Below are 25832 nucleotides of genomic sequence, written 5' to 3'. Positions count from 1 at the left end.
TGAAAGACAAAAGAGAAACGAGTAGTTCTTTCTCAATCATCAAATTCAGCTTGAAGATCCATCGATGCGCTTCGTACCCGGGACACGTGCACTGCGGACGCTGGAGGCTGCCGGTCGGCATCTGAATTTCACGCGTGCCGCCGACGAACTCGGCCTGACGCCGGCGGCGGTCAGCCATCAGATCAAGGAAATCGAGGATCAGCTCGGCGTCGTGCTGTTCACCCGCACCAGCAGAAGCATTCGGCTGACCGAGGCGGGGGCGGCGCTGTGCGATGCCTCGTCGGATGCCATCGAGCTGCTCAACCGGGCCGTCTCCAAGGCGCGAAAACTGACGCGCGGGACCGCGCAGCTGAAGGTTACGCTCGACGCGCAATTCGCCGGCAAGTGGCTGATGCGGCGCGTCGATGGTTTCCGCAAGCTGCATCCCGATATCGATCTGCGTTTCGACATCAGCTACGACGTGCGCGACTTCGATCTCGACGACGTCGATGTCGGCATCCGCTTTGGCATGGGCAAGTATCCGGGCCTCGTCGCCGAGCGGTTGTTCGACAACATGATCATCCCGGTGTGCAGCCCCAAGCTGCTGGCGTCGGGGCCGCCGCTGCGCGTGCCGCGCGACCTGTTCCACCACACGCTCGTCCACATCGAATGGTCGCAGCAAGGCGTGACCTGGCCGAACTGGCGCATGTGGATGGCGGCCGCCGGCGTCGACGATTTCGACGACAGCCGCTCGATCGTCTTCACCAATTCGTCCGACGCAGTGCAGGTGGCGATCGACGGCAGTGCGGTAGCGCTTGCCGATTTCGCCATGGTCGCCAATGACCTGTCAGAGGGGCGGCTGGTGCGGCCGTTTGAACTGGGCATCAAGGTGTCGCGCGAGTTCGCCTATTTCCTTGTCTATCCCAAGGCGACTGCCGAAGATCCGCGGATTGTCGCGTTCCGGGAATGGATTTTGGAAGAGGCGGCGCAGACGCAGACTTAGTCAGGCGAAGCGCCAGACGGTGGTGCGCTTGACCTCGGCGTCCTCGAGCGCGCGGGTGACCGGCACCTCATAGGTGGCGAGCTTTTCCAGACGTTCCTTGGGCAGGTAGGAGCGGCCGGGGTCGCCGACGAGCACGTCAGCGCCGCGTTGGCGCAGGGCCGAAAACCACGGTATGAGACGGTCGGCGAAGGGCTTTTCGTAAAAGACATCGCCGGCGAGCACGACGTCCCAGCCATCGTCGCGCCCGACCTGGTCGGCGCCAATGAAATGGACGTCAACCGCGTTGGCATCGGCATTGAGCCGGATCGCTTCTTCGCAGAATGGGTCGATGTCGGCGCCGACGACTGAAGCAGCACCCGCCTGCATGGCGGCGATGGCGACAAGACCGGAGCCGGAAGCGAAATCCAGCACGCGCTTGCCGGCAACTGTATCAGGATGGTCGAGCACATAACGCGCCAGCCCTTGTCCGCCGGCCCAGKCAAAGGCCCAGAAGGGCGGCGGCAGGCCGATCTCGGCCAGCTGTTCTTCGGTGCGATGCCAGAGATCATGCGCCTCGTCGGCGAGATAGAGCGCGACTTCGGGCACATGCGGCGGCCGCATCAGTGCCGTGTTGGCGCGGATGAAGTTTTCCGCGCTCTCGGGTGTGAGTTTTGCCACGGAACCTGTCGTCACGGCGCCTTGTTGAGCCCGGCCATGCGGCAGACTTCCTGCCATTCGTCCGGTGTCACCGGTTGGACGGAAAGACGCATCGAGGTGACCAGTGCCATCTTCTCAAGTGCCGGATTGGCCTTGACGTCGACGAGGGTGACGGACTGAGGAATCTCGCTGTGGTAGCGGATGTCGACGCATTCCCAGCGTGGATCGTCGGTGGTGGTGTCGTGATGCGCCAGCGCGCAGACTTCGGCGATGCCGACGACCTCCAGCCCCTCATTGGAGTGGTAGAAAAAGCCGAGATCGCCAATCTGCATGGCGCGCATGTTGTTGCGCGCGAGATAATTGCGCACGCCGTCCCATTGCGTGCCTTCCTTGCCCTTGGCCTTCAGCATCTCCCAGGAGAATTTGAACGGCTCGGATTTGAACAGCCAGTAATTCTTGTCGCTCATTCGTTGCGTCCCCTCGATCTGCTCGGCTGGAATCAGGCGCTGGCCGGATTGTTGAACACCCAGTTCCACGGCCGGATCTGGACGTTCTCAAACAGCCCGGCCTTGGCGTAGGGATCGGCGTCGGCGATCGCCTGGGCTGATGATGTATCGGCGGCCTCGATGACCACGAGGGAACCGTCCGGCTTGCCGTCGGCGTCAAGGAAGGGGCCGGCGAATTTGAGGGCGCCCTTGGCGTTCAAATCGTTGAGGAAGGCGACGTGATCGGGACGCGCGTCGAGGCGAACCTGAAGACGGCCCGGCTTGTCCTTGCAGATCAGTGCGAAAAGCATGTTTGCATATCCTCTTTGGTTCAGGAGTTCAGTCGGCTTCGGCGCGCAGCGGCCTGGTCATCAGGCCGGCGACGGCCTCATTGATGGTGATGGCGCGATCGAGCAGGGCAGCGACCGCTTCGACGATCGGCGCGTCGATGCCGCGCTCGCGGGTCAGGCGCGCGGCGATGTAGGCCGTGGCGACGCCTTCGGCGAGCGGCCGGCCGGAAAGTTCCTCGCCTTTGCCGAGCGCCACGCCATAAGCGAAGTTGCGCGATTGTACCGACGAGCAGGTCAGCATCAGGTCGCCGAGGCCGGACAAGCCCATCAGCGTTTCCGGACGGGCGCCGAAAGCCGCACCGATGCGGCGCAACTCGACGAAGCCGCGCGTGACAAGCGCTGCCTGTGCGCTGGCGCCGAGGCCAGCGCCGGTGACGGCACCGGCGGCGATGGCGAAGACATTCTTCAGCGCGCCGCCGATCTCGACGCCGATCAGGTCGTCGGTCGAATAGCAGCGCAGATTGGCGGCGGAAAAGCGCAAGGCGAGTGCCGAGGCCCGGGCTTCGTCTTCCGAAGCAACGACAACTGCAGTCGGCAGGCCCCGCGCCACGTCGGTGGCGAAGCTTGGGCCGGACAGTGCGGCGACCGGGTTTTCGGGCAAAATCTCCGTGGCGATGGCCGACAGGAGCCTGCCGGTATCGCGCTCGATGCCCTTGGCGCAAAGCACCAGAGGCACGTGGGCTGTGACATGCGGCTTGACCTGGGTCAGCACGGCACGCAGTGCCTGCGCCGGGGTGACGACCAGCACGCAGTCAGTGCCGGCAAGGGCCACGGCGAGGTCGGTGGTGGTGGCGATGCCGGTCTCAAACGTGATGCCGGGGAGATAGCGGGGGTTGGTTCCGCTGCGAATGGCTTCGACGCTTTCGCTGTCGCGGGCCCACAAGGTGACGGCATGGCCCGCGTGCAGCATGGCGAGCGCCAGGGCCGTGCCCCAGGCGCCGCCGCCGAGAACGGTGACCTTGTATGCGCTCATGCCTTGGCTCCCCGCCTGCCGGAGCCGACCACGGGTGCTGAGACGCTGTCCAGCGGCCAGCGCGAGCGCGGCACAAAATCGAATGCGTCTGGTTCAACGAGATTGGCGCGCAGCCGCTCGATACCGGCCCAGGCGATCATGGCGGCATTGTCGGTGCACAGCGCCATGGGCGGCGCGACAAAGCCGAAGCCGTTGTCGGCGCAGAGCTTTTCCAGCAAGGCGCGGATCTGCTTGTTGGCGGCGACACCGCCGGCAACGACGAGGGCCGGTGCTTTGCTGTCAGGGAATTCGTCGCGGAAACGCGCCAGTGCGCGCTTGACGCGGTCGCCGAGTGCATCGGCTACGGCCGCCTGGAACGAAGCGCAGATATCGGCGACATCCTGATCGCTTAGAGGTGCCACGGCAGTCGCTGCCTGGCGCACGGCGGTCTTGAGGCCGGAGAACGAGAAATCGGGTTGAGCCGAGCCCTTCATCGGGCGCGGGAAGACGAAGCGGGTGGCATCGCCCGACTGTGCAGCCTTTTCGACATTGGGTCCGCCGGGATAGGGCAGGGCCAACATCTTGGCGGTCTTGTCGAATGCTTCGCCAAGCGCATCGTCGATGGTGGTGGCCCAGCGTTGATAGTCGCCAACACCCTTGACCAGAACGATCTGGGTGTGGCCGCCGGAGACCAGCAAGAGCAGATAGGGGAAGTCGAGCCCGTCGGTCAGCCGCGCGGTCAGCGCATGGCCTTCGAGATGGTTGATGGCAATCAGCGGCTTGCCGGCGGCAGCGGCAATCGCCTTGGCCGTCATGAGTCCAACGATCAGCCCGCCGACGAGGCCGGGGCCGGCGGTCGCGGCGATCGCGTCGATGTCGGCAAGCGACAGGCCCGAATCCTCAAGCGCTGCCTCGACAATGCCGTCGAGCGCTTCGACATGGGCGCGCGCGGCGATTTCCGGAACGACGCCGCCAAAGGCCGCATGTTCCTCGATCTGGCTGAAGACAGTGCTCGACAGAATGCGCGGCGCTTTGCCTGCTTCGAGCGCAACGACGCTGGCCGCGGTTTCGTCGCAGCTCGTCTCGATGCCCAGAACACGGATCAATTGGTCGCTACCCTGCATGATTGCCCGGTGGTAAATTCCTAGATAGGAGGTACGGGACCGCCCCGCCAGCGCGGGGTTATCACGGACCAAGCGCTATGCAAACAAGAGCCTTGAGAATCGGAACACGCGGCAGCCTGCTGGCGCTCGCGCAAGCGCATGAGACGCGGGCGCGGCTGATGGCGGCGCACGCCTTGCCGGAAGAAGCGTTCGAGATCGTGACGATTTCGACCAGCGGCGACCGCATCCAGGACCGGCCGCTGTCGCTGGCCGGCGGCAAGGGCTTGTTCACCAAGGAGCTGGAAGAGGCACTTTATTCGGGCGAGATCGACTTCGCCGTGCATTCGTCCAAGGACATGCCGACGCAGTTGCCCGACGGACTCGAACTGTCGGCGTTCTTGCCGCGCGAGGATCCGCGCGATGCGTTCATCGGCCGCGCCGCGCCCAAGATCATGGAACTGCCTGAAGGTGCTGTCGTCGGCTCGTCGTCGCTCCGCCGCCAGGCGCTGATCCGGCGCATGCGGCCCGACCTTAACGTCGTGATGTTTCGCGGCAATGTGCAGACGCGCCTGCGCAAGCTCGACGAAGGCGTGGCGCAGGGCACCATCCTTGCCAATGCCGGCCTGCGGCGTCTCGGACTTGCCGAAATCATCACCGACCTGATGCCGCTGGACGTTTTCCCGCCAGCACCGGGGCAAGGCGCGATCTGCATCGAAAGCCGCATCGGCGACACAGATGTCACCGACAAGCTTTCGGCAATCGACCATAGGCCAACCGGACAGGCGCTGGCTTGCGAACGGGCGTTTCTCGCCGCACTCGACGGCTCGTGCCGGACACCGATTGCCGGATACGCTGTGATCGATGGCGACAGGCTGTCATTTTCCGGCCTGATCCTGACGCCGGATGGTACCTTGTGGCACGAAGCCAGGGCCGAGGGCGTTGCAGCCGATGCGGCAACGATTGGCCGGAAGGCCGGTGAAGACGTCAGGGCGCGAGCCGGCGAAAAATTCTTCGAGGGGTGGAGCTAGATGGCACGCCGTGTGCTGGTGACGAGGCCGGATCCCGGCGCCACCCGCACCGCGCGGCGCCTTGAAGCGCTCGGCTTCGAGCCGGTGCTTCTGCCATTATCCGAAACGCGCGCCTTGCCGGTTGTGCGCGGAAGCGTTCCAACCGATGCGACGGCAGTGGCTGTGACCAGCGCCAATGCGTTGCGCCACGCGCCAAGCGGGCTGATCGAGCGGCTGCGGCAACTGCCATGCCATGCAGTGGGCGTACGGACCGCTGAGAGCGCGCGCAAAGCCGGATTTTTCTCCGTCAACGAAGGCCCTGGCGATGCCGCCGCCCTTGCCGACATGATTGCAATCGAACTTGGGACGGCCACGCTTGCCTATCTCTGCGGTCGCGTGCGGATGCCGGAGTTCGAACGCCGCCTCGGTTTGAATGGTACCAAGGTGGTGCCGATCGAGACCTACGACACGATCGCGCTGGCACCTGATCCGATTTTCGTGCGCCAACAGCTTGGCGGGCAACCTATCGACGCGGTGCTGCTCTATTCGGCGCGCTCGGCCGCGGCCTTCGGCACCTTGATGGAAATGCATGCGGAGGCTGATCTGCTGATGCGCGGCGCAACCTGTTTTTGCCTGTCCGGGCGCATCGCCTCGGCGCTGGTCGAGGGCCTGCGCGTCGCGGTTGCGCCGGATCCCAACGAGGATGCGCTGCTTGATCTTCTCGGTGAGCCGGATTGACGTTGGAGTGACTGCGCCATCACGCGGCCTTTTTTCGCGGGACGGTGGGTGTTACTGATTTTGATCTTCGACCCCGCACCGCTTGCGGGACCTGTGCCAATGAAATCGCGGAGCCCCAAGCATGGTCAAGACGCCGAATACGCGCCACTCAAAGACGCATCGCGACCCGGTGACCATCGAGCTGGAGCCGGGCGCGGTTTCGCGCGTCGAAGACGCAGCCAAGGCGGAAGCCGTGCACGAGCCCGTTTCGGAAGCGATGGGCGAGGAGGCATTGGACAAGACGGCAAAGCCGGAATCCAGYGAGACGGCTGCCAAGGTCGATGCGGGATACGCATCCTACGACTACAGTTTCGACAATGCACAGCCGACGCGACAGCCTGAGGCCGAAGCGCCGAAATCGTCGTCGAGCGCCAGCAGTTCAAGCACCTCACGCGCGGCGTCACCTGCGCCGGCGCCGCGGCAGTCCACTTCAGGCATGTTGCCCGGCCTGGCTGGTGGCCTGATCGCCCTTCTGGTGGCGGGCGGGCTGCAATATGCCGGCGTGCTTGGCGCGCCCGGTGGCGCAACTGGGCCGGCTGGCGGCGGCGAGCAGATGCAAAGCGAAATCGCCTCGCTGAAGTCACAAATTGCCGATCTCGGCGCTTCGAGCGTTGGCAGCGAACTCAAGGGCGAGCTTGACGGGCTCAAGACCGAAGTCGGCCAGGTGAAAACCGAAGTCGAGGCCCTGAAATCGACAACCGGCCAGGCCGGATCGAGCGACGCGCTTGCCGGGCTCGACGGGCGCATCAAGCAGATCGAAACCACTGTTTCGTCGCTGAGCCAGGATGGGGCGCCGGCTTCCGAATTCACGGCGCTGAACGAGCGCATCGCCGCCCTCGACGCAGCCATCAAGGCAACAGGCGAGGCAACGACGGTCGACGATGGCAAGATCGCGACGCTGGAGCAGTCGGTTTCTTCGCTTGCTACCAAGGTCGAGGCGCAGGCGTCGCAGCCCAAGATCGCGATGGCGATTGCCGCATCGGCGCTCAAGGCGGCGGTCGAGCGCGGGGCGGGCTTTGGTGCCGAACTCGAAACTTTCGCTGCCATTTCGCCCGACGCGCCCGAACTGGYGGCACTCAGGGCGCAAGCCGAAAAGGGCGTTCCGACACGCGCCGAGATCGTGGCTGCGACCGATGCGGCGGCCAATGCGATGATCGCGGCGGCCAAGCCGGTCAACGAGAACGCCGGCATCTTCGAGCGGCTGGTTTCGAGCGCCGAGCAGCTGGTGCAGGTGCGGCCGATCGGTGCCGTCGAGGGCGCTGGCGTACCGGAAACGGTGGCGCGCCTGGAAGTGGCGGTCAACCAGGGCGATTTCGCCAAGGCGCTCGCCGAATACGACACGCTGCCGGAGACGGCGAAAGCCGCAGGCGCGGACTTCATCGCCAAGCTCAAGGCGCGGCTGGACGTCGAAACGCTGGTCGACAAGCTCGTCGCCGGCGCGATGAAGGCATGAGGGGCACCAGATGATCCGCATCCTGTTCTTCCTCGCCGTCGTCTTTGCGCTCGGGCTTGGCTTTGCCTGGCTGGCTGACCGCCCGGGCGACATGGTGGTGACCTTCAGCGGTTATCAGTACAAGGTCAGCCTGATGGTGGCGGCGGTGACGGTCACCGCAATCGTCGTGGCTGTCATGCTGCTGTGGTGGCTGACCAAGTCGATTTGGAACAGCCCCTACACGATTGCCCGGCATTTCCGCGCTCGTAGGCGCGACCGGGGCTATCAGGCGCTGTCGACCGGCATGATCGCGGCCGGTGCTGGCGACGCCGCGCTTGCGCGCAAGAAAAACAAGGAAGCGGCCAAGCTGATCCGTTCCGACCAGGAGCCGCTGATCCATCTGCTCGACGCCCAGGCCTCGCTGCTGGAAGGCGACCATGACGGCGCCCGGCAGAAATTCGAGACGATGCTCGACGATCCTGAAATGCGCTTGCTTGGCCTGCGCGGGCTTTATCTTGAGGCCGAGAGGCTGGGCGACCGGGCAGCTGCGCGCCACTATGCCGGACGTGCTGCCGGGCTTGCGCCGCAGCTCGGCTGGGCGGCGGATTCGACGCTTGAGGAAAAGACCGAGCGCGGCGACTGGGACGGGGCGCTGGCCCTTGTCGATGCGCAGAAATCGACGCGCCAGATCGAGCGCGACGTGGCCAACAACAGGCGTTCGGTGCTTCTGTGTGCCAAGGCGATGTCGCTGCTCGACAGCGACTTCAACACCGCGCGTACCGCAGCACTCGAAGCCAACCGCCTGCGGCCGGAATTTGGACCAGCGGCGATCATTGCCGCCAAGACGCTGTTTCGCCAGAACGACGTGCGCAAGGGCTCGAAGGTGCTTGAGGCTGCGTGGAAAGCCGAGCCGCAGCCTGATATCGCCGAGCTCTACGTCCATGGCCGTTCCGGTGATGCCGTGCTTGACCGGCTGGCGCGGGCAAAGAAGCTGCAGTCTTTGAAGCAGAACCATCCTGAATCCTCGCTCGCCGTCGCACGGGCGGCATTGGAGGCGCAGGACTATGCGCTTGCCCGCAGCGAGGCCGAAGCTGCGGCCAGGATGCAGCCACGCGAGGGCGCGTATCTTTTGCTCGCCGACATCGAGGAAGCGCAGACCGGCGACCAGGGCAAGGTGCGGCAGTGGCTGTCGCGCGCGGTACGTGCGCCGCGCGACCCCGCCTGGGTCGCCGACGGCGTGGTATCAGAGCGCTGGGCGCCGTTTTCGCCAGTTACCGGCAGGCTCGATGCTTTCGAATGGCGCGCGCCCGAGGAGCGGCTTGGCCATCTGATCGAACAGCATGATGATGAACCTGCCGAACGCGTTGCGATCCCGGCGATCCGGGCGGCGCAGCCAGCCGGCGATGATATCGTCGATGTGACAGTGGAAAGTGATATCGAGCCGGAAAAGAGCGCTGAAGCGGTGAAGGTTGTGGCGCCGGCGCCCGACCCTGTCGCAGGGCTCGTGGACGACGACAAGGTCGAACCGATCCGCTTGCCCGACGATCCCGGTGTCGATCCTGATGTGGCGCGGGAAAACGCCCAGAAGCGGTTCCGTTTGTTTTGATGTCCCACCGAACCTAGATCTAGGCTTGCTCAAACAGGATTCGGCTATGTTCGAACGCATGATTTCGTTTCTGAAAGACCTGCCCGCCGCAGGTTCCAGGCATTCGCCCGACGACGATACGCGCGTGGCCGCAGCGGCGCTGATGTATCACGTCATGAATGCCGACGGCGACCGGCAGGACGTCGAGTGGGAGCGCGCCAAGCAGCTTCTGAGCCAGAGTTACGGCGTATCGGGCGTTGAACTCGATCGGCTGATCAAGGCCGGTGAGCAGGCCGACAACGAGGCAATCGATCTCTATGCCTTCACCAGCGTGCTCAAGCGTAGCCTCGATGAGGAGGCGCGCAAGGACTTCATCGGCATGATGTGGGAGATCGTCTATGCCGACGGCGAGCTGCACGAGATGGAAGACAACACCATCTGGCGCATTGCCGAACTGATCGGCATCGACAGCCGCGACCGTATCGAGGCCAAGCGCAAGGCTGCGCGCAAGGCGTCGCTTCCCGGCGAATCTGAAACGAACGAGTAGGGGTTCGATGCCGGGGAGGGCGAGATCAAAGATCCTGGTGGTGCTGCATCAGGAGCATTCCAGCGCCGGTCGTGTCGGCCATGTGCTGATGGAGAACGGTTTCGACCTCGACATTCGCCGGCCGCCGCTCGGCGACCACCTTCCTGAAACGCTCGACGGACATGCCGGTGCGGTGGTGTTCGGCGGGCCGATGAGCGCCAACGATCACGACGAGTTCGTGCGCCGCGAGACCGATTGGCTGGCCGTGCCACTTGTCGAGAACCGGCCGTTCCTCGGCATCTGCCTGGGTGCGCAGATGCTGGTCAACCATCTCGGCGGCAAGGTCGAGGGCCATGGCGAGGGGCTGGTCGAGATTGGCTGGTATCCGATCAAGGCGACCGACGACGGCCGCAAGCTGATGCACTGGCCCGAAATGGTCTACCAGTTCCACCGCGAGGGTTTTTCGCTGCCAAGCGATGCGGTCCTGCTGGCATCATCCGACACCTATCCCAACCAGGCCTTCCGCTATGGCGACAACGCCTGGGGCATCCAGTTTCATGCCGAACTGACACGCGTGATGATGCAGCGCTGGGTGGTGCGCGGGGCCGAGCGTTTTGTCTTGCCCGGTGCCCAACCCGGCCGGGACCATCTCGGCGGCCGGCTGATCTGGGACATGCATCTCAAGCGATGGCTTGATGAGTTTCTGGTGAAGATATTTGGGGATGTAGGGCAGTAGGGCAGTAAGCGAACTCTAMTGCCCTACTGCCCTACTGCCTTATTCCCCTACTCCCCTAACGTCACACCCTTCCGTCGAGACGCCTGACCTTCCGCAGCGCCGGGAACGTCCAGGCCCAGATTCCGGCGACCGCCACGGCACCGATGCCACCGAAGACCACGGCGGGGGCTGTGCCGATGAGGGCGGCCATGGTGCCGGCGCGGAACTCTCCGAGCTCGTTGGAGGCGCCGACGAAGACGCCGTTGACCGCGTTGACGCGGCCGCGGACATGGTCGGGCGTCCAGAGCTGGATCAGCGTTTCGCGGATGTAGACGCTGACCATGTCGGTGGCGCCGATGAAGGCGAGGCAAACGATCGACAGCCACGGTATTGTCGAAAAGCCGAATATCGCGGTGAAGACGCCAAACAAGGCGACGAAGAAAAACATGATCCGGCCGGCGTGATCGCGGATCGGATGGCCGGCAAGCCAGACGGCAACCATGATGGCGCCAACGCCCGGGGCCGCGCGCAAGAGGCCGAGGCCCCACGGCCCAAGCTCGAGGATATCGCGGGCGTAGATCGGCAACAGGGCGACAGCCCCCGACAACAGCACCGCAAACAAGTCGAGCGAGATGGCACCGAGCACGATCTTTTCGCCCCAGATGTAGCGGAAGCCGGCAAACAGCGTCTCGACCGATGGCTTGCTGGTCTCGCTGCGCTGCCTGGGCTTGGGGATCGAAAAGATCAGGACCGCCGAGGCGAGCATCAAACAGGTTGCCGCACCATAAGCAGCCGACGGCGAGATGCCGTAGAGCAGGCCACCTGCGACCGGTCCGACGATGGTGGCTGTTTGCCAGGCCGACGAATTCCAGGCAACGGCATTGGCGAAATCCTCAGTCGGCACCAGATTGGCAACGAGTGAGGCCGAGGCCGGGCCGAAGAAGGCGCGCGCAATGCCGAACACCGCAAGCACGCCGAAAATCGGCAGCGGACTGGCAAGGCCGTGGTAGATCAGCGCGAGCAGGGCAGCAGCACAGGCCGTCTCGACAAGGGCTGCCAGACCCATGATGAGCCTGCGGCCGAAACGGTCGGCGACGACGCCAGTGACCAGCACCAAAAGAAGCGCTGGCGCGAACTGGATGACGCCGACAAGGCCGAGGTCGAAAGGATTGCGGGTGAGGTCATAGACCTGCCAGCCGACACCGACCGAGATGATCTGGGTCGAGAAGGTGGCCAGGAAGCGCGCGATCCAGAAACGCGCGAATGCGCCATGGCGAAAGGCGGCGAAGCGCTGTTCGGGTGCTGTGGCGGGCTGGGATGTCATGGGGGCGGGCGAAAGCACCTGTTGCAACGCCGGCCAAGATCGCTTCGAGCCGACGGCGCTGCAATAGCGCAGTTTCCAGCGCAGCGGGCCGATTTTGTGTGGCTGGATCAAAGCTTTTGCCTGTCATAGCCAGAGGCCCGGCCCAGGCTGCAGGACATGTCTACGCGTTATCGGCGAGAAAATTCCGGCCGCGCGTTACGGAATGGAGGGGCCGCAACGCCCCTGTTTCCAAGGCACCAGGGCTGATCGCCCGCCGGACGGCATATTGCATTGCAACATAGTTTGAATTGTCCGGTCGCCTCACGTCGCCGATCTTGCCGGCATGTTCAACAAGCTCACGGGTGAAGGCATCAGCGCACCTCCCTCGACGTTTCGGCCCGACATCGAAGGCCTGCGCGCCATTGCTGTGGGCGGCGTGGTCGCCTTTCATTTCGGCATGTCCGACCTGCCCGGCGGCTTCATCGGCGTCGATATCTTCTTTGTCATCTCCGGCTACCTGATCACCAGGCACCTGATGCAGGAGATCGACTGCTGCGGCACGGTCGACCTCTGGCGCTTCTATGGACGCCGGGCGCGGCGCCTGCTGCCGGCGTCGCTTTTGGTGATCGCGGTAACGCTTGCGGCCGGCTATTTCATCCTGGCGCCATCGGAACAGCAGCTCTATGCCAAAGGCGCGCTGTTTGCTTCCAGCTATGTCATCAATCTGTGGCTGCTGCGCTGGTCGTTCGATTATTTCGCCGCGGACACCGCAAACAACCCGTTCCTGCATTTCTGGTCGCTGTCGGTCGAGGAGCAGTTCTACCTGCTGTGGCCGGCATTGTTGCTTTTGGCCGCGCGGTTTCGACCGGGCGAAAAAGGCATGGTGCTTTTCCTTGGCGTGGCTGCGGTCGTGTCGTTTGCGGCCAGTGCCTGGATGACTGTGGTTTCGCAGCCCTGGGCCTTCTATTTCTCGCCGCTGCGCGCCTGGGAATTCGCCGTCGGCGGTCTTGTCTCGTTCGCGGTTGCCGAACGGTGGGCCTCGGGTTTTCGTTTCTCGCCTGCGATGGGCTGGGCCGGCATCGGGCTGATCGCAGCGACCTATCTGACCGTGTCGGAAACCGATCCCTTTCCAGGTTTTATCGCGCTTGTTCCCGTTTCAGGCACGGCGATGCTGCTGCTTTCCGGTGCCCGACGGAGTGCCGCCGGGCCGGCGGCACTCCTGTCGCTGCCACCGTTCCAATGGACCGGAAGGCTGTCTTATTCGCTGTATCTCTGGCATTGGCCCGTTATCGTCTATGCAACGATCCTTTGGCCCGACCTTTCGCTCGCCGGCCGGCTGACGTGCCTGCTGGTGACGGTTGCCTTGTCCTATCTCAGCTATCGTTTCGTTGAAAACCCGGTGCGGCTGAATGGCTGGCTTTCAGCCGGTTCGGCACGCTCGCTGGGGCTTGCGGCACTGCTCACCTCGCTTGGCGTGACGTTGTCTTATGGGGCGTCCCAGATCGCGGCGCGCAGTGTCGATCCGAACCAGAAGCTGATCGCGGAGAGTGCGGCGCGGTCTTCATCGGCGCGCGAGATCGACACTAATTGCGTCGCCAGCCTCGAGCAAACGAAACCGCGCAGCTGCAGTCTCGGCGCATCCCAGCCGCGAAAGACGATCGTGCTTTTCGGCGATTCGCATGCCGACCATTGGTCGACGCCACTGGCAAAGGTCGCCGAGGCCAACAACTGGCGCGTGGTGACGTATCTGAAATCCTCCTGTTCGGTCGCGGCGGTGCCGACATGGAACGTGCGCCTGATGCGGGCCTATTCCGAATGCGACGCGTGGCGGAAATCAGCGATGAAAGAAATCGCCGAACTGAAGCCCGACACGGTGATTGTTGCGCAGTTTTCGTACAGCTATGTCGAAAATGACGTGAATGGCGGTCTGGACCATCTTGTCAGCCGCAATGTCTGGGCCGAGGGCCTGCGGGCGTCGCTCAAGGCACTTCGCGACACAAACGCCGAGGTCGTCCTGCTCAGGGACGTTCCCGTGCACAAGTCGTATCTCGACCGCTGCGTCGCCCGCTCGTTGTGGCAGGGCAGGAAATCGAGCGTCTGCGACACGCCGAGAAACGAAGCGATCGACGAGCGGGTGTCCCAGGCCGAACAGGCAGCGACTGCCGGTCTGGCGGGCGTCAGATATGTCGATCTTACAGAACTATTCTGCAATGACGTCACCTGTCCGGCGATGATCGGCGGCAAGCTGACCTTCCGTGATCGGCACCACATCGCCACGCCCTATGCGGCGACGCTGGCCGGTTCGATGCAGCGCGCGATCTTCGGCAATCAGGTGGCGGCGCATTGGCGGTGAGCCTCGGCTCGCACGCTTTGATTGTAGTTCTGAATCGCTAGATCTGGACGCGGGTTGTGGCGAGGCCCCGCGTGATGCTGCCGGTGGTCGGCAAAAGCGGGATCAGGCAGGCCTGGAGCGCGTGGTAGATGTCGGGCTTGCCGTAGAACGGGCCGGCATTCGGCTTGAGATCGTTGTCGAGCTGGGCGTGCCAGCCACCATTGGTGCGGTCGATGAAGCGGGTGGCGCAGAAGCTCCAGATGCGCCGGTACCACTCCTCATAGGCTTGGTCGCCATCGATGGCGTTGAGAAAGCTGGCCGCACCGAGTGCCTCGCAGCACGGCCACCAGTAGCGGTCCTTGATGCGGGCCGAGCCGTCCCATTCGAGCGTGTAGTAAAAGCCGCCCTTAGCGACGTCCCAGCCATCGGCGGTTGCCTGTCCGAACAGGTTCTTTGCGGCGTCGGGCAGCCAGGCGAGCTTGTGGCCGCCGAGTTCCCAAAGCTGCAGCAAAAGCCGCGCCCATTCGAGCGAATGGCCGGGAGTGGTGCCGTATGGGCGGAACATCGGGTCGCCGGAATAGTCGCGGTCGACCTTCCAGTCGGCGCTGAAATGTTCGGGCAGGCGCCAGCCGGCGGCGGCTGAATGGCGGCGGATGATCAGGTCGGCGATGCGTTCGGCCATCGACAAATAGGTGCTGTCGCCAGTCGCTTCAAAGGCGGCCATCAGCGCCTCGGTCAGGTGCATGTTGGAATTCTGGCCGCGATAGCTGTCGAAGGGTTTCCAGTCGCGGGTGAATTCTTCCGCCACCGCGCCGTGTGCCTCTTCCCAGAATTTCTCGGAGAGGATTGTCGAGATGTCGGTCAGCAGGCGATCGGCGTCGGGATGGCCGGCGACCTTGGCGCTCGAGGCGGCGAGCAGCACGAAGGCGTGGCCATAGGCCTGCTTGGTGTCGTTGGTCGGCCCGTCATAGCCGACACCCCAGAAATAACCGCCATCGACCGCGTCGCGATGGCCGTTCCACAGAAAATCCATGCCGTGGTCGACAAGTGTGTCGGCGCCGGGCCGGCCAAGCAGATGGGCGATGGAAAAGCAGTGGACCATGCGGGTGGTGGCATGGATCTGGCGGCCGGCGAATTTGCCTGGAACGGCGCCAGGCACCAGCGGTCGGCCGTGATCGTCGAGGTCATAAAAGCCGCCGAGCGGATTGAGGCTTTGGCGCTCAAAGAAGGAAAACAGCGCGTCAGCCTGCTGCATCAGCCACAGGCGATGGCTTTGGAGCGTCGTCCATTTGGCCGAGCCGGCGGGTATTTCCAAAGAAGCCATGGATCAAGTTCCTCTGCGGCAGGTGGTCCATCCTGACTGATACCCGCGACCTAAGACGTTATGGCGCAAGCACTCAACAGGAAAACGCCATGATTTGCGTGCAGCGGTGCATGGACGCTGGATTCAGCAAATATGCCACGGTGGTGCCACTAGCCATGGCGCTTGCCGCGCTTTATGGACAAATGGCGCGCTTGACCGAGTTGGCAGCGAGATTTCGGGGACTAAATGACGAAATTGATGTCGTCCACGGCGGACGACCTGCCTACAGGGTCTGCACAGGCTGCAGGTCATGCTGCTGAAAAAGCGCTGGTTCGCCGGCTTGCATCGCATTGCAATCGCTTTCGCGATCCAGACGACCGCCGCGCGGCGTTCGAATTGGCGGTGACGCTGGTGCCGTTCCTGGCGATGGGCGCGGCCTTGGTCTGGCTCGCCGCTTATGCCGAGCCAGTGCTCGGCGGCTGGCGTTGGCTTTTGCTGGCGCTTGTGGCGCCGGTCTGTGCCGCGTTCCTGGTCAGGCTGTTTGCGATCCAGCACGATTGCGGCCATGGCTCGTTCACCAGCTCGCGCGAAGCGAACCGGATGATCGGCCGGGTGCTGAGCGTCTTCACCTTCACGCCCTATACGCTGTGGCAGAAGGCGCACGCCGTGCATCACGGCTCGTCGGGCAATCTCGACAAGCGCGGCATCGGCGACATCGATACGCGCACAGTCGCCGAATATGAGGCGATGACCACCAGCCAGCGGCTGATGTACCGCATCTACCGCAATCCGTTCATTCTGATCGTGATCGGCGTGCCGATCTATTTCCTGATCATGCACCGGTTGCCCTACAACGAAGCCATTCCGCGCGTCGAAGCCTGGCGCAGCGCTGGCGGGCTCAATGTGGCACTGGTTGTCGTCTATGGCGGGCTTGTGCTTCTGGCCGGCTGGGCTGTGATGCTGGCGGTACTGCCGGTCGTGGTGATGGGTGCCTGGGTCGGCGGCTGGCTGTTTTATGTCCAGCATCAGTTCGAAGAGACGCGCTGGGATGCCGGCGATGCCTGGGACCTGCATGTCGCGGCATTTGGCGGCAGCTCGTGGTATGCCTTGCCCGCGGTGCCCCAGTGGCTTACCGGGTCGATCGGCCTGCACCACATCCATCATTTGTGCAGCCGCGTGCCGTTCTACCGCCTGCAGGCCTGCTTCGACAGCAATGCCGAGCTTCGCGATGCGAGCAAGACCGTCAAGCTGACCTTCTGGAAGAGCGTGGGCTGCATCAATCTCGCGCTTTGGTGCGAGAACCGCCGGCGCCTGGTCACCTTTGCTGAAGCGCTGAGGTAGGCGCCAGGCGCCTGCGCCAGCACTCTGCGGCCCGGCGACGGGCATCGTCGAAGGCCAGCATCGGGTTTAACGCCACAAATGCGGCAGCGGCGGTATCGACGACAATTCGTTCCGCCGTTTCGTCCCTTGCTTTCCCAAACCACACCGCCCGCCAGTATTCGAAGCTGGTGAGGCCTGTCGGCAGCTCGGCCTTGGGCCGAGGTTGCGAGGCAATGAGCAATTCGCCGGCTTTGCCATTGTCGAGCGTAAACATGGTCGTCGCCCGAAAGGGCGTGGCCTGCGCCACATCGCGGCTGTTGCCCAAAATGCCGAGTCTCGGCCAGTCGAGCAAGGCGGCAGCATCCCGGTGCAGATCGCGGTAGTTGGGCCGAAACGCCGCGAGCAGGCTAGCGTCGGCGTTCAGCGGGTTGAGCAGGTGCACGACGGCACTGAGCGGCGAGCGCATCTCCAGAAGATTGTATATGCCGAGCAAACCATGAAGCTGCGCTGACATCGCTGCGAGCGGCAGATAGGCGATGCGCTGCGCCTGCAGGATTTCTTTCGCTTCGGTGACGTTCGCCGCGACAGGAATGCCGATGGCGCCTGCTGCCATCCCGATCGTGCCTCTTGCCGCCCCGTTGCCGCTGTTGCCGTGCAGGAGAACGCGGCAGCCAGCATCCGCCACAAGCCGGGCGGCCTGCAGAAACCAAGGGGCAGATCTCGATTTCGGCGACACATAGGCGGGCCAGTCGAGATCGGCAAACCTTGGCGGACTCGTAGAAGGATCGAGATGGCGCCGACTTGCCCTTGTCAGCCCCGCAAGTTCGACAGCCGTCAGTCCGCGATACTGCAAGACGACCAGCAGTGCCCCCACCTGTATGGGGTCGGCCTCGCCGGCAAGCAGCAGCGAGAACGCCTCGTCTGCCTCCTCCAGGGATAGTGGCCGGGCGCCGCCGGTACCGGCGCCGATCGTTGCGATATGCCTGGCAAGTCTTTGCCGAGGAGCGGCATCCCCGCCGATCGATGCCAGCTTGCGGGCAAAGTCGGCCGGCAGCGGCTCTCCTTCCAGATAGAGGCTGGGACGCATGGCAAGCGGCGGCGCATCGATGATCGTGGCGTGGTTCCAATCGGGCGCGCCCGAAGAAGCTGCGCCAGTATCTGCGTCCCGTTTCGGGTCGAGCAGATGTTCGGTCTCCGCCGCCACCGCCCGCAGCCGCAGGCGCAGCGTTTCGGCGAATGGCGTGGGCACCATGCCACGTGCGCTCCTGATCAGGATCGGATCGCCATAGAGGTCGCGAATCTGCTTCAGGAGCCGGCTCATGGCGGGAGCGCCAAGGCCCATCCTCGCGGCGGCCTTGCCGACGCTGCCCTCAACCAAAAGCGCATCCAGCGCCACCAGCAGGCGGAGCTGGCCAAGACGCGGCTCCGCAGCGTCGCCGGTTGGGTTCGCCGACTTTTGCGGCAGGTCTTTATGCAGGTCGGTTCTGTCCATGCCCACTCGTCATCAAACGCGAAGACCCCAGGCGAGATGCCGGCGCGGGTCCAAATTGCGTTTTTCTGAATTTGGAATCGCTCGCAAACACCAAGGTTGACCGTCCCTATTCGATAAATAAGAAGACTTTTATACTCAAGTTTAAGTGATGGGGCGCTTTCATGAATAATTTCAACCGTATGGATGCTGTCCGGGCAGGCCGCATGGGCTTCAGTCGAGCGCGCGTCAGGCAGGCCAGGTTGCCTCGGGTCCACATGTTGCTTGCCTGCACCTGCCTGTCGGCCATGGCATTGCTCGTGTCTTCCGCCGCTTTCGCGCAGACCTCGCAAAAGCGGGCCGCGGCCAGCGACACCACGGTCCTGCCGCAGCTTGTGGTGACTGCGTCCGGCTTCGAGCAGAACGTCAAGGATGCTCCGGCGAGCATTACCGTTGTTTCGCGCGAGGAACTGAAGAGGGGCACGTTTCGCGACCTGACAGATGCCTTGCGCGACGTCCAAGGCGTCACCGTGACCGGTCCGGCCAACGAAAAGGATATCTTCATCCGGGGATTGCTGGGCCAGTACACGCTGATCCTCGTCGACGGCAAGCGCCAGAGCACACGTGAGGCGCGCGCTAATGGCAATGCCGGTTTCGAGCAAAGCTTCTTGCCGCCGCTTGCGGCGATCGAGCGGATCGAGGTCGTTCGCGGGCCGATGTCGTCGCTTTACGGCTCGGACGCGATGGGCGGCGTCATCAACATCATCACCCGCAAGGTAGGCGAGACGTGGTCGGGCTCGTTCACGACCGACGGGACCGTGCAGCAGCACAGCGAATTTGGAGATACTGGCCAAGGGACATTCTATCTCAACGGGCCTGTCCTCAAGGACTCGCTTGGCCTGCAGGTCTGGGGCCAGGGACTGAAGCGCGGCGAGGATTCGCTGCTCGGCGGCATCACCGGTGCCAAGGAAGGCACGCTCGGCGGCCGGCTGACTTTCGTGCCGAACGAAAATCACGAATTCCGGCTTGAGGGCGGCACGTCGCGGCTACGGCGCGAGGCAAACACCGGCCAGACGCTCGCTGAAAACGGCATTTCGACATACAACAACAACGATCGCGATCACTGGTCGCTGACGCATATCGGCGACTGGGGCTGGACGACCTCCGAATTCTCGTTCCAGCAGGAATGGGCCGAGCGCAGCAACTTCAACTGGGACAAGAAGCGCCGTGACTTCGTGGAAAACCCTCGCTCGCCCGAAATCCGCAACTCCGTCCTCGATGGCAAGTTCACCACGCCGTTTGAGCTTCTCGGCTCGCACACGCTGGTGACGGGCGGGCAGGTGTTCGATGCATTGCTGACCGACCAGAATCCCGGCCGCAGGACAAGCCGTGACGAGCAGTTTCAGATCCTGCAGTGGGCGCTGTTTGCCGAAGACGAATGGAGGCTCTCCGACAGCTTTGCCCTGACCGGCGGGCTCAGGCTGGACAATCACCAGGAATATGGCTCGCACCCGAGCCCACGGCTGTACGGCGTCTGGAATCCCACGGATCAGCTAACGCTGAAAGGGGGCATCTCGACGGGCTTCCGCGCGCCCGATGTGCGGGCGATTTCACCTGGCTATGCCTACACGACCGGTGGCGGTGGCTGCACCTATGGCCCGAACGGCTCCTGCGGCGTCATCATCGCCGACCCAAACCTCAGGGCGGAGACCAGCACCAGCTTTGAATTGGGCGCGCTGTGGGACAACCATGACGGCATCACCTTGGGGGCGACGTATTTCTACACCGATTTCAAGGACAAGATCGCCAATGCCCCGGTGCTCGACAGTGCGGGCAAACCGGTGCGCTGGAGCGAAGACCCCAACTATCGCCTCTGGTACAATTACAACATCGACGACGCCATCATACAGGGGCTGGAACTGACAGCGAGCTGGGAGGCGACCGATGCGCTTTCGATCCGTGGCAGCTATACCTACACCCATTCCGAACAGCAGACAGGCGTCTATGCCGGCTTCTCGCTCTCCCGCACGCCTGAGCATACGGCCAATCTACGCCTCGACTGGATAACACCGATGGATGGGCTTTCGGCCTGGGCATCTGCAAACTATCACGGTGCCGAGATCAACGCTGGCCCCCGCATTGGAACAATCGGCAAACCGGTCGCGATCAAGGGGGTGGTTGGCCGCAAATACGATGCCTATGCCACCGTCGACCTGGGCGCCACCTATGCGTTCACCGAAAACTTCGTGATGAACGCCGCTGTCTACAACCTGCTGGACGAGAGGGTTGAGACCTCCGAGCATAACGCTGTGATGGAAGGCAGACGCTTGTGGGTGAGCTTGACGACGAGTTTCTGACCCTGTCGGTTCCTGCCGCGTCGCGTCGCTTACTCGGCCCGAACAGGCGAGGGCACGCCGACGCGGATAAGCTGCGAAAAATCAGGGGTCAGCCCGGCTGCCTGCGCGCGCTCACGGATATGGGCGCGCTCGCGCAGTTCCTGCATCGATAGCTGGCTATCGAGCGCCCCTTGATCATAGGTATATTCGGGAAGGTAGCCGTTGACGATCAGGCGCCAGTCGAGCGGGATCATGTCGCCAACCGCACGGATCATCTTGACGATGACGGTGGTGCAGTTGGTGGTGATCGAGTTGTAAAAACGCGGCGTCTTTGCCAGCGCATTGGCATCAGCGACATACTCGAGCAGCAATGCCTTGGCGGCTTGCGGCGAAGCCCTGAGGCGATAAAGCTGGACGTCTTCGCCCCGGACGTTCGATCGGACGCCGACGACGTCGCGCTCATCGGCTGCGATGATGACAAGGGCATTGCTTTTGAACAGATCGGCGAGCGGCGAGAATGCGCCACCATTGAGCCGCCGCACTTCGATCGACCAGGCGAGATAGTCGCCACCTTCGAAACCGAAGCTCATGATGACATGGGCCATTTCCGGTCCGGCCCAGTAGGACATGAACAGGTCGAGTGTCTGGAGCTTGGTCAGGTCATAGGTCCTGGTCGTCCAGCGCTCGGTGAAGTCGGTTCTGCTGCGCCATTCGAAATCGCGAACATAGGTCAGCGTCAGCATGTCGCCGTCGCGCGTTCCCGTCACCTGACGCGAGACATCGGGCGCGAAATCGGCGTGTTCGGGCGGATGGATGGTGCTCCACCACAATAGGACCGCGGCGAAGGCGGCCGCGAAAGGCACAAGCGTACGAAGGTGCCAGCGGCTGAACAGGGCAATGGCGGTGGCGAAGCCGAGCAGGGCAAACAGGCATGCGGCGAGCCCTCGGGCCAGTTCTGGCAGAGGCAGCCGGTACCACAGGGCAAGAGCGGCCCAGGCTGTCGCAACGACGATGACGAGCGTGAGAATGATCGCGGAAACGATCCGCAGGGTGCTTCGCAATCTCACGTCCAGCCAGCTTTCCATGTTTGACGGCGGCTCAGGGCAGCCGATCAAGTCCCTTCGCCAAGCGCTACCCGACTGAAGTCGATGAGTCGAGAGTGGGTGGCCTGTCGAACATGAAGCAAAGAGGGCATTGGGACGCTAGGCGCGCTTCCTCGACAGCGACGTCAATGTCCATCCAAAACCCATGCGTCCTTCATCCTTCCGACGCGATTGCCAAAAACCGCGCGGATGGGCGCATTACGCTTCCAGGAGTGCGCTCGGGCGGCCGCGCAATGATCTTGATCCTGAGGAAATCAGCCAATTGATCCGCTGGTGGAGCTGAGGAGGATCGAACTCCTGACCTCGTCATTGCGAACGACGCGCTCTCCCAGCTGAGCTACAGCCCCGTCCAGCGGATGGCCGCATTTATTGGCTGCGCGCGGCGTCTGTCAAGCGAGCAGTTGACGTAGGGGCGATATAGCACGGTGACGAAAGGTGTTGACCGCAATGCGGCTCTGAAGGCAGGTGCAGCCGCCAAATCTGACAAGTGGAGCAAAAAATCCGTGGCGTGTCCCCGTCGCGGCGCGTACGCAGGCGGCGGCGGGGCTTGCCGCTCAGGCGTGCAATGGCTAAATGTCGGCAATTCATTGGAGAACGGCATGCTCGCCCTCATTCAGACGATCGTTCTGGCCCTCGACCTGTATTGGTGGATCATCATCGCTTCGGCGATCTTCTCCTGGCTCTATGCTTTCAACGTGGTCAATCCGCGCAACCAGGTCGTCGGCACCATCGGCAACATGCTGTTCAGGCTGACCGAACCGGCGCTGCGGCCGATTCGCCGCTTGATGCCCGATCTCGGTGGCATCGACATCTCGCCGATCATCCTGTTGCTGTTGCTGTTTTTCGTGCGCCAGTTCATCTTGACCACGGTGGCGCCGCTCGTCATCTGACGCGTCATGTCCGGCTTCTTCAGGGAGCGTGACGACGGGCTCGAGTTGTTCGTACGGCTGACGCCACGCTCCTCGAAGGACGCTGTCGAAGGCATCGAGCAGACGGCCGACGGGCGCAGTCATCTGACGGCACGGGTGCGCGCGGCGCCGGAAAAAGGCGAGGCCAATGCGGCGCTCGAAAAGTTGCTCGCCACGGCACTCGGCATTCCCAAGAAGTCAGTGTCGGTGGTCGCCGGCGGCACGTCGCGGCTGAAGACCGTGCGCATCGCAGGCGATGCCGGCGACCTGGCCAGGCTGTTGGTGGCGTTGGCGAAGGGCTGAGCGCGTACTCTGCCGGCGAGCCGCCGTTCAATTCGGACGATGAGACACAAAATGAGGGCGCGGTCAGCTGAGCCGGCCGCGCCCTTTGGCGATTGAACCTGTCCAGCCCGAGAGGCCTCAGGCCTTGAGCTGCTTGGCGCGCTCGATGGCTTCCACGATCATCTTCTTGGCGTAGTCCGCGTCGTGCCAGCCCTCGATCTTGACCCACTTGCCGGGCTCCAGATCCTTGTAGTGGGCAAAGAAGTGCTCGATCTGCTGAAGCGTGATCTCGGGCAGGTCGGTGTKGTTGAAGACGTTTTCGTAGCGGCGGGTCAGCTTGGGCGAGGGCACGGCGATGACCTTCTCGTCCTGGCCGGCATTGTCTTCCATCACCAGCACGCCGATCGGGCGCACATTGATGACGCAGCCGGGGATGAGCTGGCGGGTGTTGCAGACCAGMACGTCGATCGGGTCGCCGTCGCCGGAGAGCGTGTGCGGCACGAAACCGTAATTACCCGGATAGTGCATCGGGGTGTAGAGGAAACGGTCGACGACGAGCGTGCCGGCTTCCTTGTCCATCTCATACTTGATCGGCTGCCCGCCAACGGGCACCTCGACGATCACGTTGACATCTTCGGGCGGATTCTTGCCGATCGAAATGGCGTCGATGCGCATTGGGAAAGCTCCAGATTAAAGGTGCCTCCCGATAAACGCCTTGGGCCGCGTGTGCAATGCAATATTGATTCGACCAAAGGCGAGCGACTTTGGTCAGCCAGGGATCATTCCCAGACGAAGGCGACCTTTTTCAGTGCCTTCTGGTCGAAGACCTCGACGCCTTCGGCGATGTCGCGGCCGCCAGCACCAGTGTAGAAGGACAGGGCGTTCTCGTTTTCCTCGAGCGCCCATACCACCATACCCTTGAGGCCGTGGTCGGCGAGGCGCTGGCGGGCAGCGGCGAACAGGCGGCTGCCGAGACCAATGCCCTGGCATTCGGGGCGAAGGTAGAGTTCGTAAATCTCGCCTTGCTGCTTGAGCTCGCGGGCGCGGTTGCGGCCGAGCGTGGCGTAGCCGGCGACCTTGCCGCCGATCTCGATGACCAGGACGGTCGCAGCGCGCCTGATCGCATTGGCCCACCATTCGCCGCCGCGGCGGTTGATCATGGTTGTCAGCGCGCGATGGGGAATGATGCCGGAGTAGGCACCGCGCCAAGCCTCATGGTGTACCTCGGCGATGGCGTGGGCATCGCGCGGCTCGGCTTTTCTGATGTCGATGGTCAGCGTGTTCATAGTTTCTTAACCATAAACCGCGTTTCGACCGTTGCAAAGAGTCCGCCAGCTAGCGGAGAGGCCTTTCACACGATTGGGAACGAGGATCACGCCATGGTGTGTCCAAATGGACTCACCTTGGCGGCAAGCTAGATTTCGACGAGGTGATCGTCGAGTTCGTTGACGTCGTCCGATGACACCGGGAAATGCTCGGAAAGCAGCGCCCCGACAGTGGCGACGGCCGAAACAAAGCCATCGGCGAGGCGGTTTTCGCGGGCCTGCTCCATCAGGTCGCCGACGATGCCGTCCCAGGCATGTTGTGGCACCTTGGCGTTGATGCCCGCATCGGCGACGACCTCGGCATAACGCTCGGCCAGCGAGACGAAGACCAGCACGCCCGTGCGCGACGTCGTCAGGTGAATGTTGCGGGCATAGAACTGCCTAAGCGCATTGGCGTGCGCGGCACGCCAGAGCAGGCGGCGCGGCACCAGCCAGATGCGCAAGCCAGGTGCCCACCACAACAGCGCGCAGGCGGCCGCGACCGCAAGCAGCTGGACGATGACAAAATGCGGCAGCCGCACCGCGACCCACCAATGTTCGAGCGCGAACGCTGCCGCCAGGCTGACGAGCAGGACCCCGACAGTGACGGCAAAGGCTGCCGCGAAGAAATAGCCGTCGCTGCGGTGGGCGACGACGCAGTAGATCTCGCCAGCCGTTTCGGCCTCGGCGGCGCTGATGGCAGTGGCGATGCGTTGGTGGTCGCCGGGTTTGAGCGTGGTTTGGGTCATGTCGTCTTACCAGCTCCCCGAAGAACCGCCGCCGCCGGACGAACCGCCTCCACCCGAGAAGCCACCGCCGCCTGAGGACCAACCGCCACCGCCACCGGACCAGCCACCACCGCCTGAACTCCACCCGCCACCGCCGCCCGAGCCTTGGGCGTAGTTGAAGGTCATGCCGAGCCAGATGTAGCGGCCAGGCCCGAGCTTGCGGCCGTAGATGCGCGGCAAGACCGCCATCGCCATGCCGCCGAAGAACAGGGCTATCCACAGCGCGACGAATACGAAGAAAATGATGTCGTCTTCGCTCATGCCCGTCAGGCCGGTCTGTTCGTTACGCTTGGCACGGGCCTCGAGCTCGGCGCCGTCGCCCTCGACCACCATGACGATGTCGTCGACGGCCTTGGAAATACCGCCGGAAAAATCGCCGGCGCGAAAGGCCGGCACCATGGTGTTTTCGATGATCAGCTTGGTGTGCAGGTCGGTCAGCACGCCTTCCAGGCCATAGCCGACCTCGATGCGCATGCGCCGCTCGTTGGGCGCGACGACCAAAAGCACGCCGTTGTCTTCGCCGGCCTGGCCGAGCTTCCAGGCGCGGTACAGTCGGTTGGCGTAGGGTTCGATCTCCTCGCCGTCGAGACTGGGAACGGTGGCGACGACGATCTGGTCGGAAGACTTTTTTTCGAAATCGGCCAGCTTCTGGACGAGTGCGGCTTCGGTTGCCGGGTCGATGATACCGGCATTGTCGACGACGCGGCCGGTGAGGGTGGGGAGTTCAGCGGCGAGGGCGGGAAGTGAAAACAGCCAAACGAAAGCAGCTACGACGACGAAAAGAACCGCCCAAGCGCGGGAAGCTTTGCGCTGCCCCTCATCCCCCTGCCGGGAC

General features: G+C 63.5%; 25 protein-coding genes and 1 tRNA gene. 12 read left to right on the top strand and 14 right to left on the bottom strand.

All coding sequences use genetic code 11. The features are described 5' to 3' along the window. Positions 1–64 precede the first annotated feature (64 nt). Positions 65–982: a transcriptional regulator GcvA gene (gcvA, locus tag AC1DWF_RS07795; RefSeq protein ID WP_476781961.1), complete on the top strand. Its 918-nt coding sequence runs from the start codon at positions 65–67 to the stop codon at positions 980–982. Here gcvA and AC1DWF_RS07790 read toward each other — a convergent pair whose 3' ends face one another. The 5 genes from AC1DWF_RS07790 to tsaD are packed head-to-tail and all read right to left on the bottom strand — an operon-like array spanning position 983 to position 4508. After that, the gene (locus tag AC1DWF_RS07790; protein ID WP_476841571.1) at positions 983–1696 is read right to left on the bottom strand and encodes a class I SAM-dependent methyltransferase; all 714 of its coding nucleotides are present in this window, start codon (positions 1694–1696) and stop codon (positions 983–985) included. Next, positions 1651–2085 (bottom strand): EVE domain-containing protein, encoded by a 435-nt coding sequence (locus tag AC1DWF_RS07785; protein WP_476781959.1) that lies wholly within the window; start codon positions 2083–2085, stop codon positions 1651–1653. The genes AC1DWF_RS07790 and AC1DWF_RS07785 overlap by 46 nt, the downstream gene beginning before the upstream one ends. 32 nt (positions 2086–2117) lie before the next feature. After that, positions 2118–2414, bottom strand: a complete 297-nt coding sequence (locus tag AC1DWF_RS07780) for a YciI-like protein (protein WP_476781958.1) — start codon at positions 2412–2414, stop codon at positions 2118–2120. 28 nt (positions 2415–2442) lie between these two features. Then, on the bottom strand, positions 2443–3426 hold the full coding sequence (locus tag AC1DWF_RS07775) for an NAD(P)H-dependent glycerol-3-phosphate dehydrogenase (RefSeq protein ID WP_476781957.1): 984 nt from the start codon (positions 3424–3426) through the stop codon (positions 2443–2445). Continuing rightward, positions 3423–4508 (bottom strand): tRNA (adenosine(37)-N6)-threonylcarbamoyltransferase complex transferase subunit TsaD, encoded by a 1086-nt coding sequence (gene tsaD, locus AC1DWF_RS07770; RefSeq protein WP_476781970.1) that lies wholly within the window; start codon positions 4506–4508, stop codon positions 3423–3425. Before tsaD ends, AC1DWF_RS07775 begins: the two co-directional genes overlap by 4 nt. A gap of 98 nt (positions 4509–4606) precedes the next feature. On the opposite strand from tsaD, the gene hemC reads away from it, so the two are divergent. From hemC to AC1DWF_RS07740, 6 genes are all read left to right on the top strand, one after another. Beyond that, positions 4607–5536, top strand: a complete 930-nt coding sequence (hemC, locus tag AC1DWF_RS07765; RefSeq protein ID WP_476781956.1) for a hydroxymethylbilane synthase — start codon at positions 4607–4609, stop codon at positions 5534–5536. Beyond that, entirely contained in the window at positions 5537–6253 is a 717-nt protein-coding gene (locus tag AC1DWF_RS07760) for a uroporphyrinogen-III synthase (protein ID WP_476781955.1), read from the top strand. Between the two features lie 121 nt (positions 6254–6374). Then, positions 6375–7745 carry a COG4223 family protein gene (locus AC1DWF_RS07755; protein WP_476841570.1) on the top strand — a complete coding sequence of 457 codons (1371 nt, stop codon included), beginning with the start codon at positions 6375–6377 and terminating at the stop codon, positions 7743–7745. 10 nt (positions 7746–7755) lie between these two features. Beyond that, the gene (locus tag AC1DWF_RS07750; protein WP_476781953.1) at positions 7756–9330 is read left to right on the top strand and encodes a heme biosynthesis HemY N-terminal domain-containing protein; all 1575 of its coding nucleotides are present in this window, start codon (positions 7756–7758) and stop codon (positions 9328–9330) included. A gap of 46 nt (positions 9331–9376) precedes the next feature. Beyond that, positions 9377–9856 (top strand): tellurite resistance TerB family protein, encoded by a 480-nt coding sequence (locus tag AC1DWF_RS07745; protein WP_476781952.1) that lies wholly within the window; start codon positions 9377–9379, stop codon positions 9854–9856. A 7-nt stretch (positions 9857–9863) separates the two neighbouring features. Beyond that, entirely contained in the window at positions 9864–10571 is a 708-nt protein-coding gene (locus AC1DWF_RS07740; protein ID WP_476781951.1) for a glutamine amidotransferase, read from the top strand. A 61-nt stretch (positions 10572–10632) separates the two neighbouring features. Here the strand turns inward: AC1DWF_RS07740 and AC1DWF_RS07735 are convergent, their stop codons facing one another. Then, positions 10633–11874 carry an MFS transporter gene (locus AC1DWF_RS07735; protein WP_476781950.1) on the bottom strand — a complete coding sequence of 414 codons (1242 nt, stop codon included), beginning with the start codon at positions 11872–11874 and terminating at the stop codon, positions 10633–10635. A gap of 322 nt (positions 11875–12196) precedes the next feature. On the opposite strand from AC1DWF_RS07735, the gene AC1DWF_RS07730 reads away from it, so the two are divergent. After that, positions 12197–14206: an acyltransferase family protein gene (locus AC1DWF_RS07730; protein ID WP_476781949.1), complete on the top strand. Its 2010-nt coding sequence runs from the start codon at positions 12197–12199 to the stop codon at positions 14204–14206. Between the two features lie 37 nt (positions 14207–14243). Here the strand turns inward: AC1DWF_RS07730 and AC1DWF_RS07725 are convergent, their stop codons facing one another. Beyond that, the gene (locus AC1DWF_RS07725) at positions 14244–15509 is read right to left on the bottom strand and encodes an AGE family epimerase/isomerase (RefSeq protein WP_476781948.1); all 1266 of its coding nucleotides are present in this window, start codon (positions 15507–15509) and stop codon (positions 14244–14246) included. Between the two features lie 225 nt (positions 15510–15734). On the opposite strand from AC1DWF_RS07725, the gene AC1DWF_RS07720 reads away from it, so the two are divergent. Next, entirely contained in the window at positions 15735–16829 is a 1095-nt protein-coding gene (locus AC1DWF_RS07720) for a fatty acid desaturase (protein ID WP_476787810.1), read from the top strand. On the opposite strand, the gene AC1DWF_RS07715 is transcribed toward AC1DWF_RS07720, so the two are convergent. Further along, the gene (locus AC1DWF_RS07715; RefSeq protein ID WP_476781946.1) at positions 16804–18300 is read right to left on the bottom strand and encodes a glycosyl transferase family protein; all 1497 of its coding nucleotides are present in this window, start codon (positions 18298–18300) and stop codon (positions 16804–16806) included. The two genes, AC1DWF_RS07720 and AC1DWF_RS07715, sit on opposite strands and share 26 nt — an antisense overlap. Positions 18301–18584: 284 nt before the next feature. Between AC1DWF_RS07715 and AC1DWF_RS07710 the strand changes: the two genes are divergently transcribed. Then, on the top strand, positions 18585–20633 hold the full coding sequence (locus AC1DWF_RS07710) for a TonB-dependent receptor domain-containing protein (protein ID WP_476787817.1): 2049 nt from the start codon (positions 18585–18587) through the stop codon (positions 20631–20633). A gap of 29 nt (positions 20634–20662) precedes the next feature. Here the strand turns inward: AC1DWF_RS07710 and AC1DWF_RS07705 are convergent, their stop codons facing one another. Together AC1DWF_RS07705 and AC1DWF_RS07700 are read right to left on the bottom strand one after the other, a co-directional pair. Continuing rightward, entirely contained in the window at positions 20663–21673 is a 1011-nt protein-coding gene (locus AC1DWF_RS07705) for an Lnb N-terminal periplasmic domain-containing protein (protein ID WP_476783304.1), read from the bottom strand. Positions 21674–21986: 313 nt separating this feature from the next. Beyond that, positions 21987–22062 (bottom strand) — tRNA-Ala (locus AC1DWF_RS07700). Positions 22063–22314: 252 nt separating this feature from the next. Here AC1DWF_RS07700 and AC1DWF_RS07695 point away from each other — a divergent pair. Both AC1DWF_RS07695 and AC1DWF_RS07690 read left to right on the top strand, forming a co-directional pair. Next, positions 22315–22605: a YggT family protein gene (locus AC1DWF_RS07695; RefSeq protein ID WP_476783303.1), complete on the top strand. Its 291-nt coding sequence runs from the start codon at positions 22315–22317 to the stop codon at positions 22603–22605. A 6-nt stretch (positions 22606–22611) separates the two neighbouring features. Next, complete coding sequence (locus tag AC1DWF_RS07690; RefSeq protein WP_476787809.1) at positions 22612–22926, top strand: DUF167 family protein; 315 nt, start codon at positions 22612–22614, stop codon at positions 22924–22926. A 117-nt stretch (positions 22927–23043) separates the two neighbouring features. Here AC1DWF_RS07690 and ppa read toward each other — a convergent pair whose 3' ends face one another. From ppa to AC1DWF_RS07670, 4 genes are all read right to left on the bottom strand, one after another. After that, on the bottom strand, positions 23044–23580 hold the full coding sequence (gene ppa / locus AC1DWF_RS07685; RefSeq protein ID WP_476841569.1) for an inorganic diphosphatase: 537 nt from the start codon (positions 23578–23580) through the stop codon (positions 23044–23046). Positions 23581–23684: 104 nt separating this feature from the next. After that, a complete protein-coding gene (locus tag AC1DWF_RS07680) occupies positions 23685–24191 on the bottom strand; it encodes an N-acetyltransferase family protein (protein WP_476783300.1) in 507 nt (168 codons plus the stop codon). Between the two features lie 128 nt (positions 24192–24319). Continuing rightward, entirely contained in the window at positions 24320–24958 is a 639-nt protein-coding gene (locus AC1DWF_RS07675; protein WP_476783299.1) for a TPM domain-containing protein, read from the bottom strand. A gap of 6 nt (positions 24959–24964) precedes the next feature. Next, positions 24965–25750: a TPM domain-containing protein gene (locus AC1DWF_RS07670; protein WP_476841576.1), complete on the bottom strand. Its 786-nt coding sequence runs from the start codon at positions 25748–25750 to the stop codon at positions 24965–24967. Positions 25751–25832: the final 82 nt, after the last annotated feature.

This window comes from Aminobacter sp. P4_D5 (assembly GCF_056401815.1).
The sequence above is the reverse complement of the archived record's forward strand: the minus strand, read 5'-3'. Positions and strand labels throughout refer to the sequence as shown.

Coding starts and splice junctions, on each gene's coding strand:
- AC1DWF_RS07715 (WP_476781946.1), bottom strand. CDS start 18,300: ATGGACAGAACCGACCTGCATAAAGACCTGCCGCAAAAGTCGGCGAAC.
- AC1DWF_RS07710 (WP_476787817.1), top strand. CDS start 18,585: ATGGCATTGCTCGTGTCTTCCGCCGCTTTCGCGCAGACCTCGCAAAAG.
- gcvA (WP_476781961.1), top strand. CDS start 65: ATGCGCTTCGTACCCGGGACACGTGCACTGCGGACGCTGGAGGCTGCC.
- AC1DWF_RS07780 (WP_476781958.1), bottom strand. CDS start 2,414: ATGCTTTTCGCACTGATCTGCAAGGACAAGCCGGGCCGTCTTCAGGTT.
- AC1DWF_RS07785 (WP_476781959.1), bottom strand. CDS start 2,085: ATGAGCGACAAGAATTACTGGCTGTTCAAATCCGAGCCGTTCAAATTC.
- AC1DWF_RS07775 (WP_476781957.1), bottom strand. CDS start 3,426: ATGAGCGCATACAAGGTCACCGTTCTCGGCGGCGGCGCCTGGGGCACG.
- AC1DWF_RS07725 (WP_476781948.1), bottom strand. CDS start 15,509: ATGGCTTCTTTGGAAATACCCGCCGGCTCGGCCAAATGGACGACGCTC.
- AC1DWF_RS07735 (WP_476781950.1), bottom strand. CDS start 11,874: ATGACATCCCAGCCCGCCACAGCACCCGAACAGCGCTTCGCCGCCTTT.
- AC1DWF_RS07730 (WP_476781949.1), top strand. CDS start 12,197: ATGTTCAACAAGCTCACGGGTGAAGGCATCAGCGCACCTCCCTCGACG.
- hemC (WP_476781956.1), top strand. CDS start 4,607: ATGCAAACAAGAGCCTTGAGAATCGGAACACGCGGCAGCCTGCTGGCG.
- AC1DWF_RS07695 (WP_476783303.1), top strand. CDS start 22,315: ATGCTCGCCCTCATTCAGACGATCGTTCTGGCCCTCGACCTGTATTGG.
- AC1DWF_RS07740 (WP_476781951.1), top strand. CDS start 9,864: ATGCCGGGGAGGGCGAGATCAAAGATCCTGGTGGTGCTGCATCAGGAG.
- AC1DWF_RS07680 (WP_476783300.1), bottom strand. CDS start 24,191: ATGAACACGCTGACCATCGACATCAGAAAAGCCGAGCCGCGCGATGCC.
- AC1DWF_RS07720 (WP_476787810.1), top strand. CDS start 15,735: ATGACGAAATTGATGTCGTCCACGGCGGACGACCTGCCTACAGGGTCT.
- AC1DWF_RS07745 (WP_476781952.1), top strand. CDS start 9,377: ATGTTCGAACGCATGATTTCGTTTCTGAAAGACCTGCCCGCCGCAGGT.
- AC1DWF_RS07760 (WP_476781955.1), top strand. CDS start 5,537: ATGGCACGCCGTGTGCTGGTGACGAGGCCGGATCCCGGCGCCACCCGC.
- AC1DWF_RS07675 (WP_476783299.1), bottom strand. CDS start 24,958: ATGACCCAAACCACGCTCAAACCCGGCGACCACCAACGCATCGCCACT.
- AC1DWF_RS07750 (WP_476781953.1), top strand. CDS start 7,756: ATGATCCGCATCCTGTTCTTCCTCGCCGTCGTCTTTGCGCTCGGGCTT.
- AC1DWF_RS07690 (WP_476787809.1), top strand. CDS start 22,612: ATGTCCGGCTTCTTCAGGGAGCGTGACGACGGGCTCGAGTTGTTCGTA.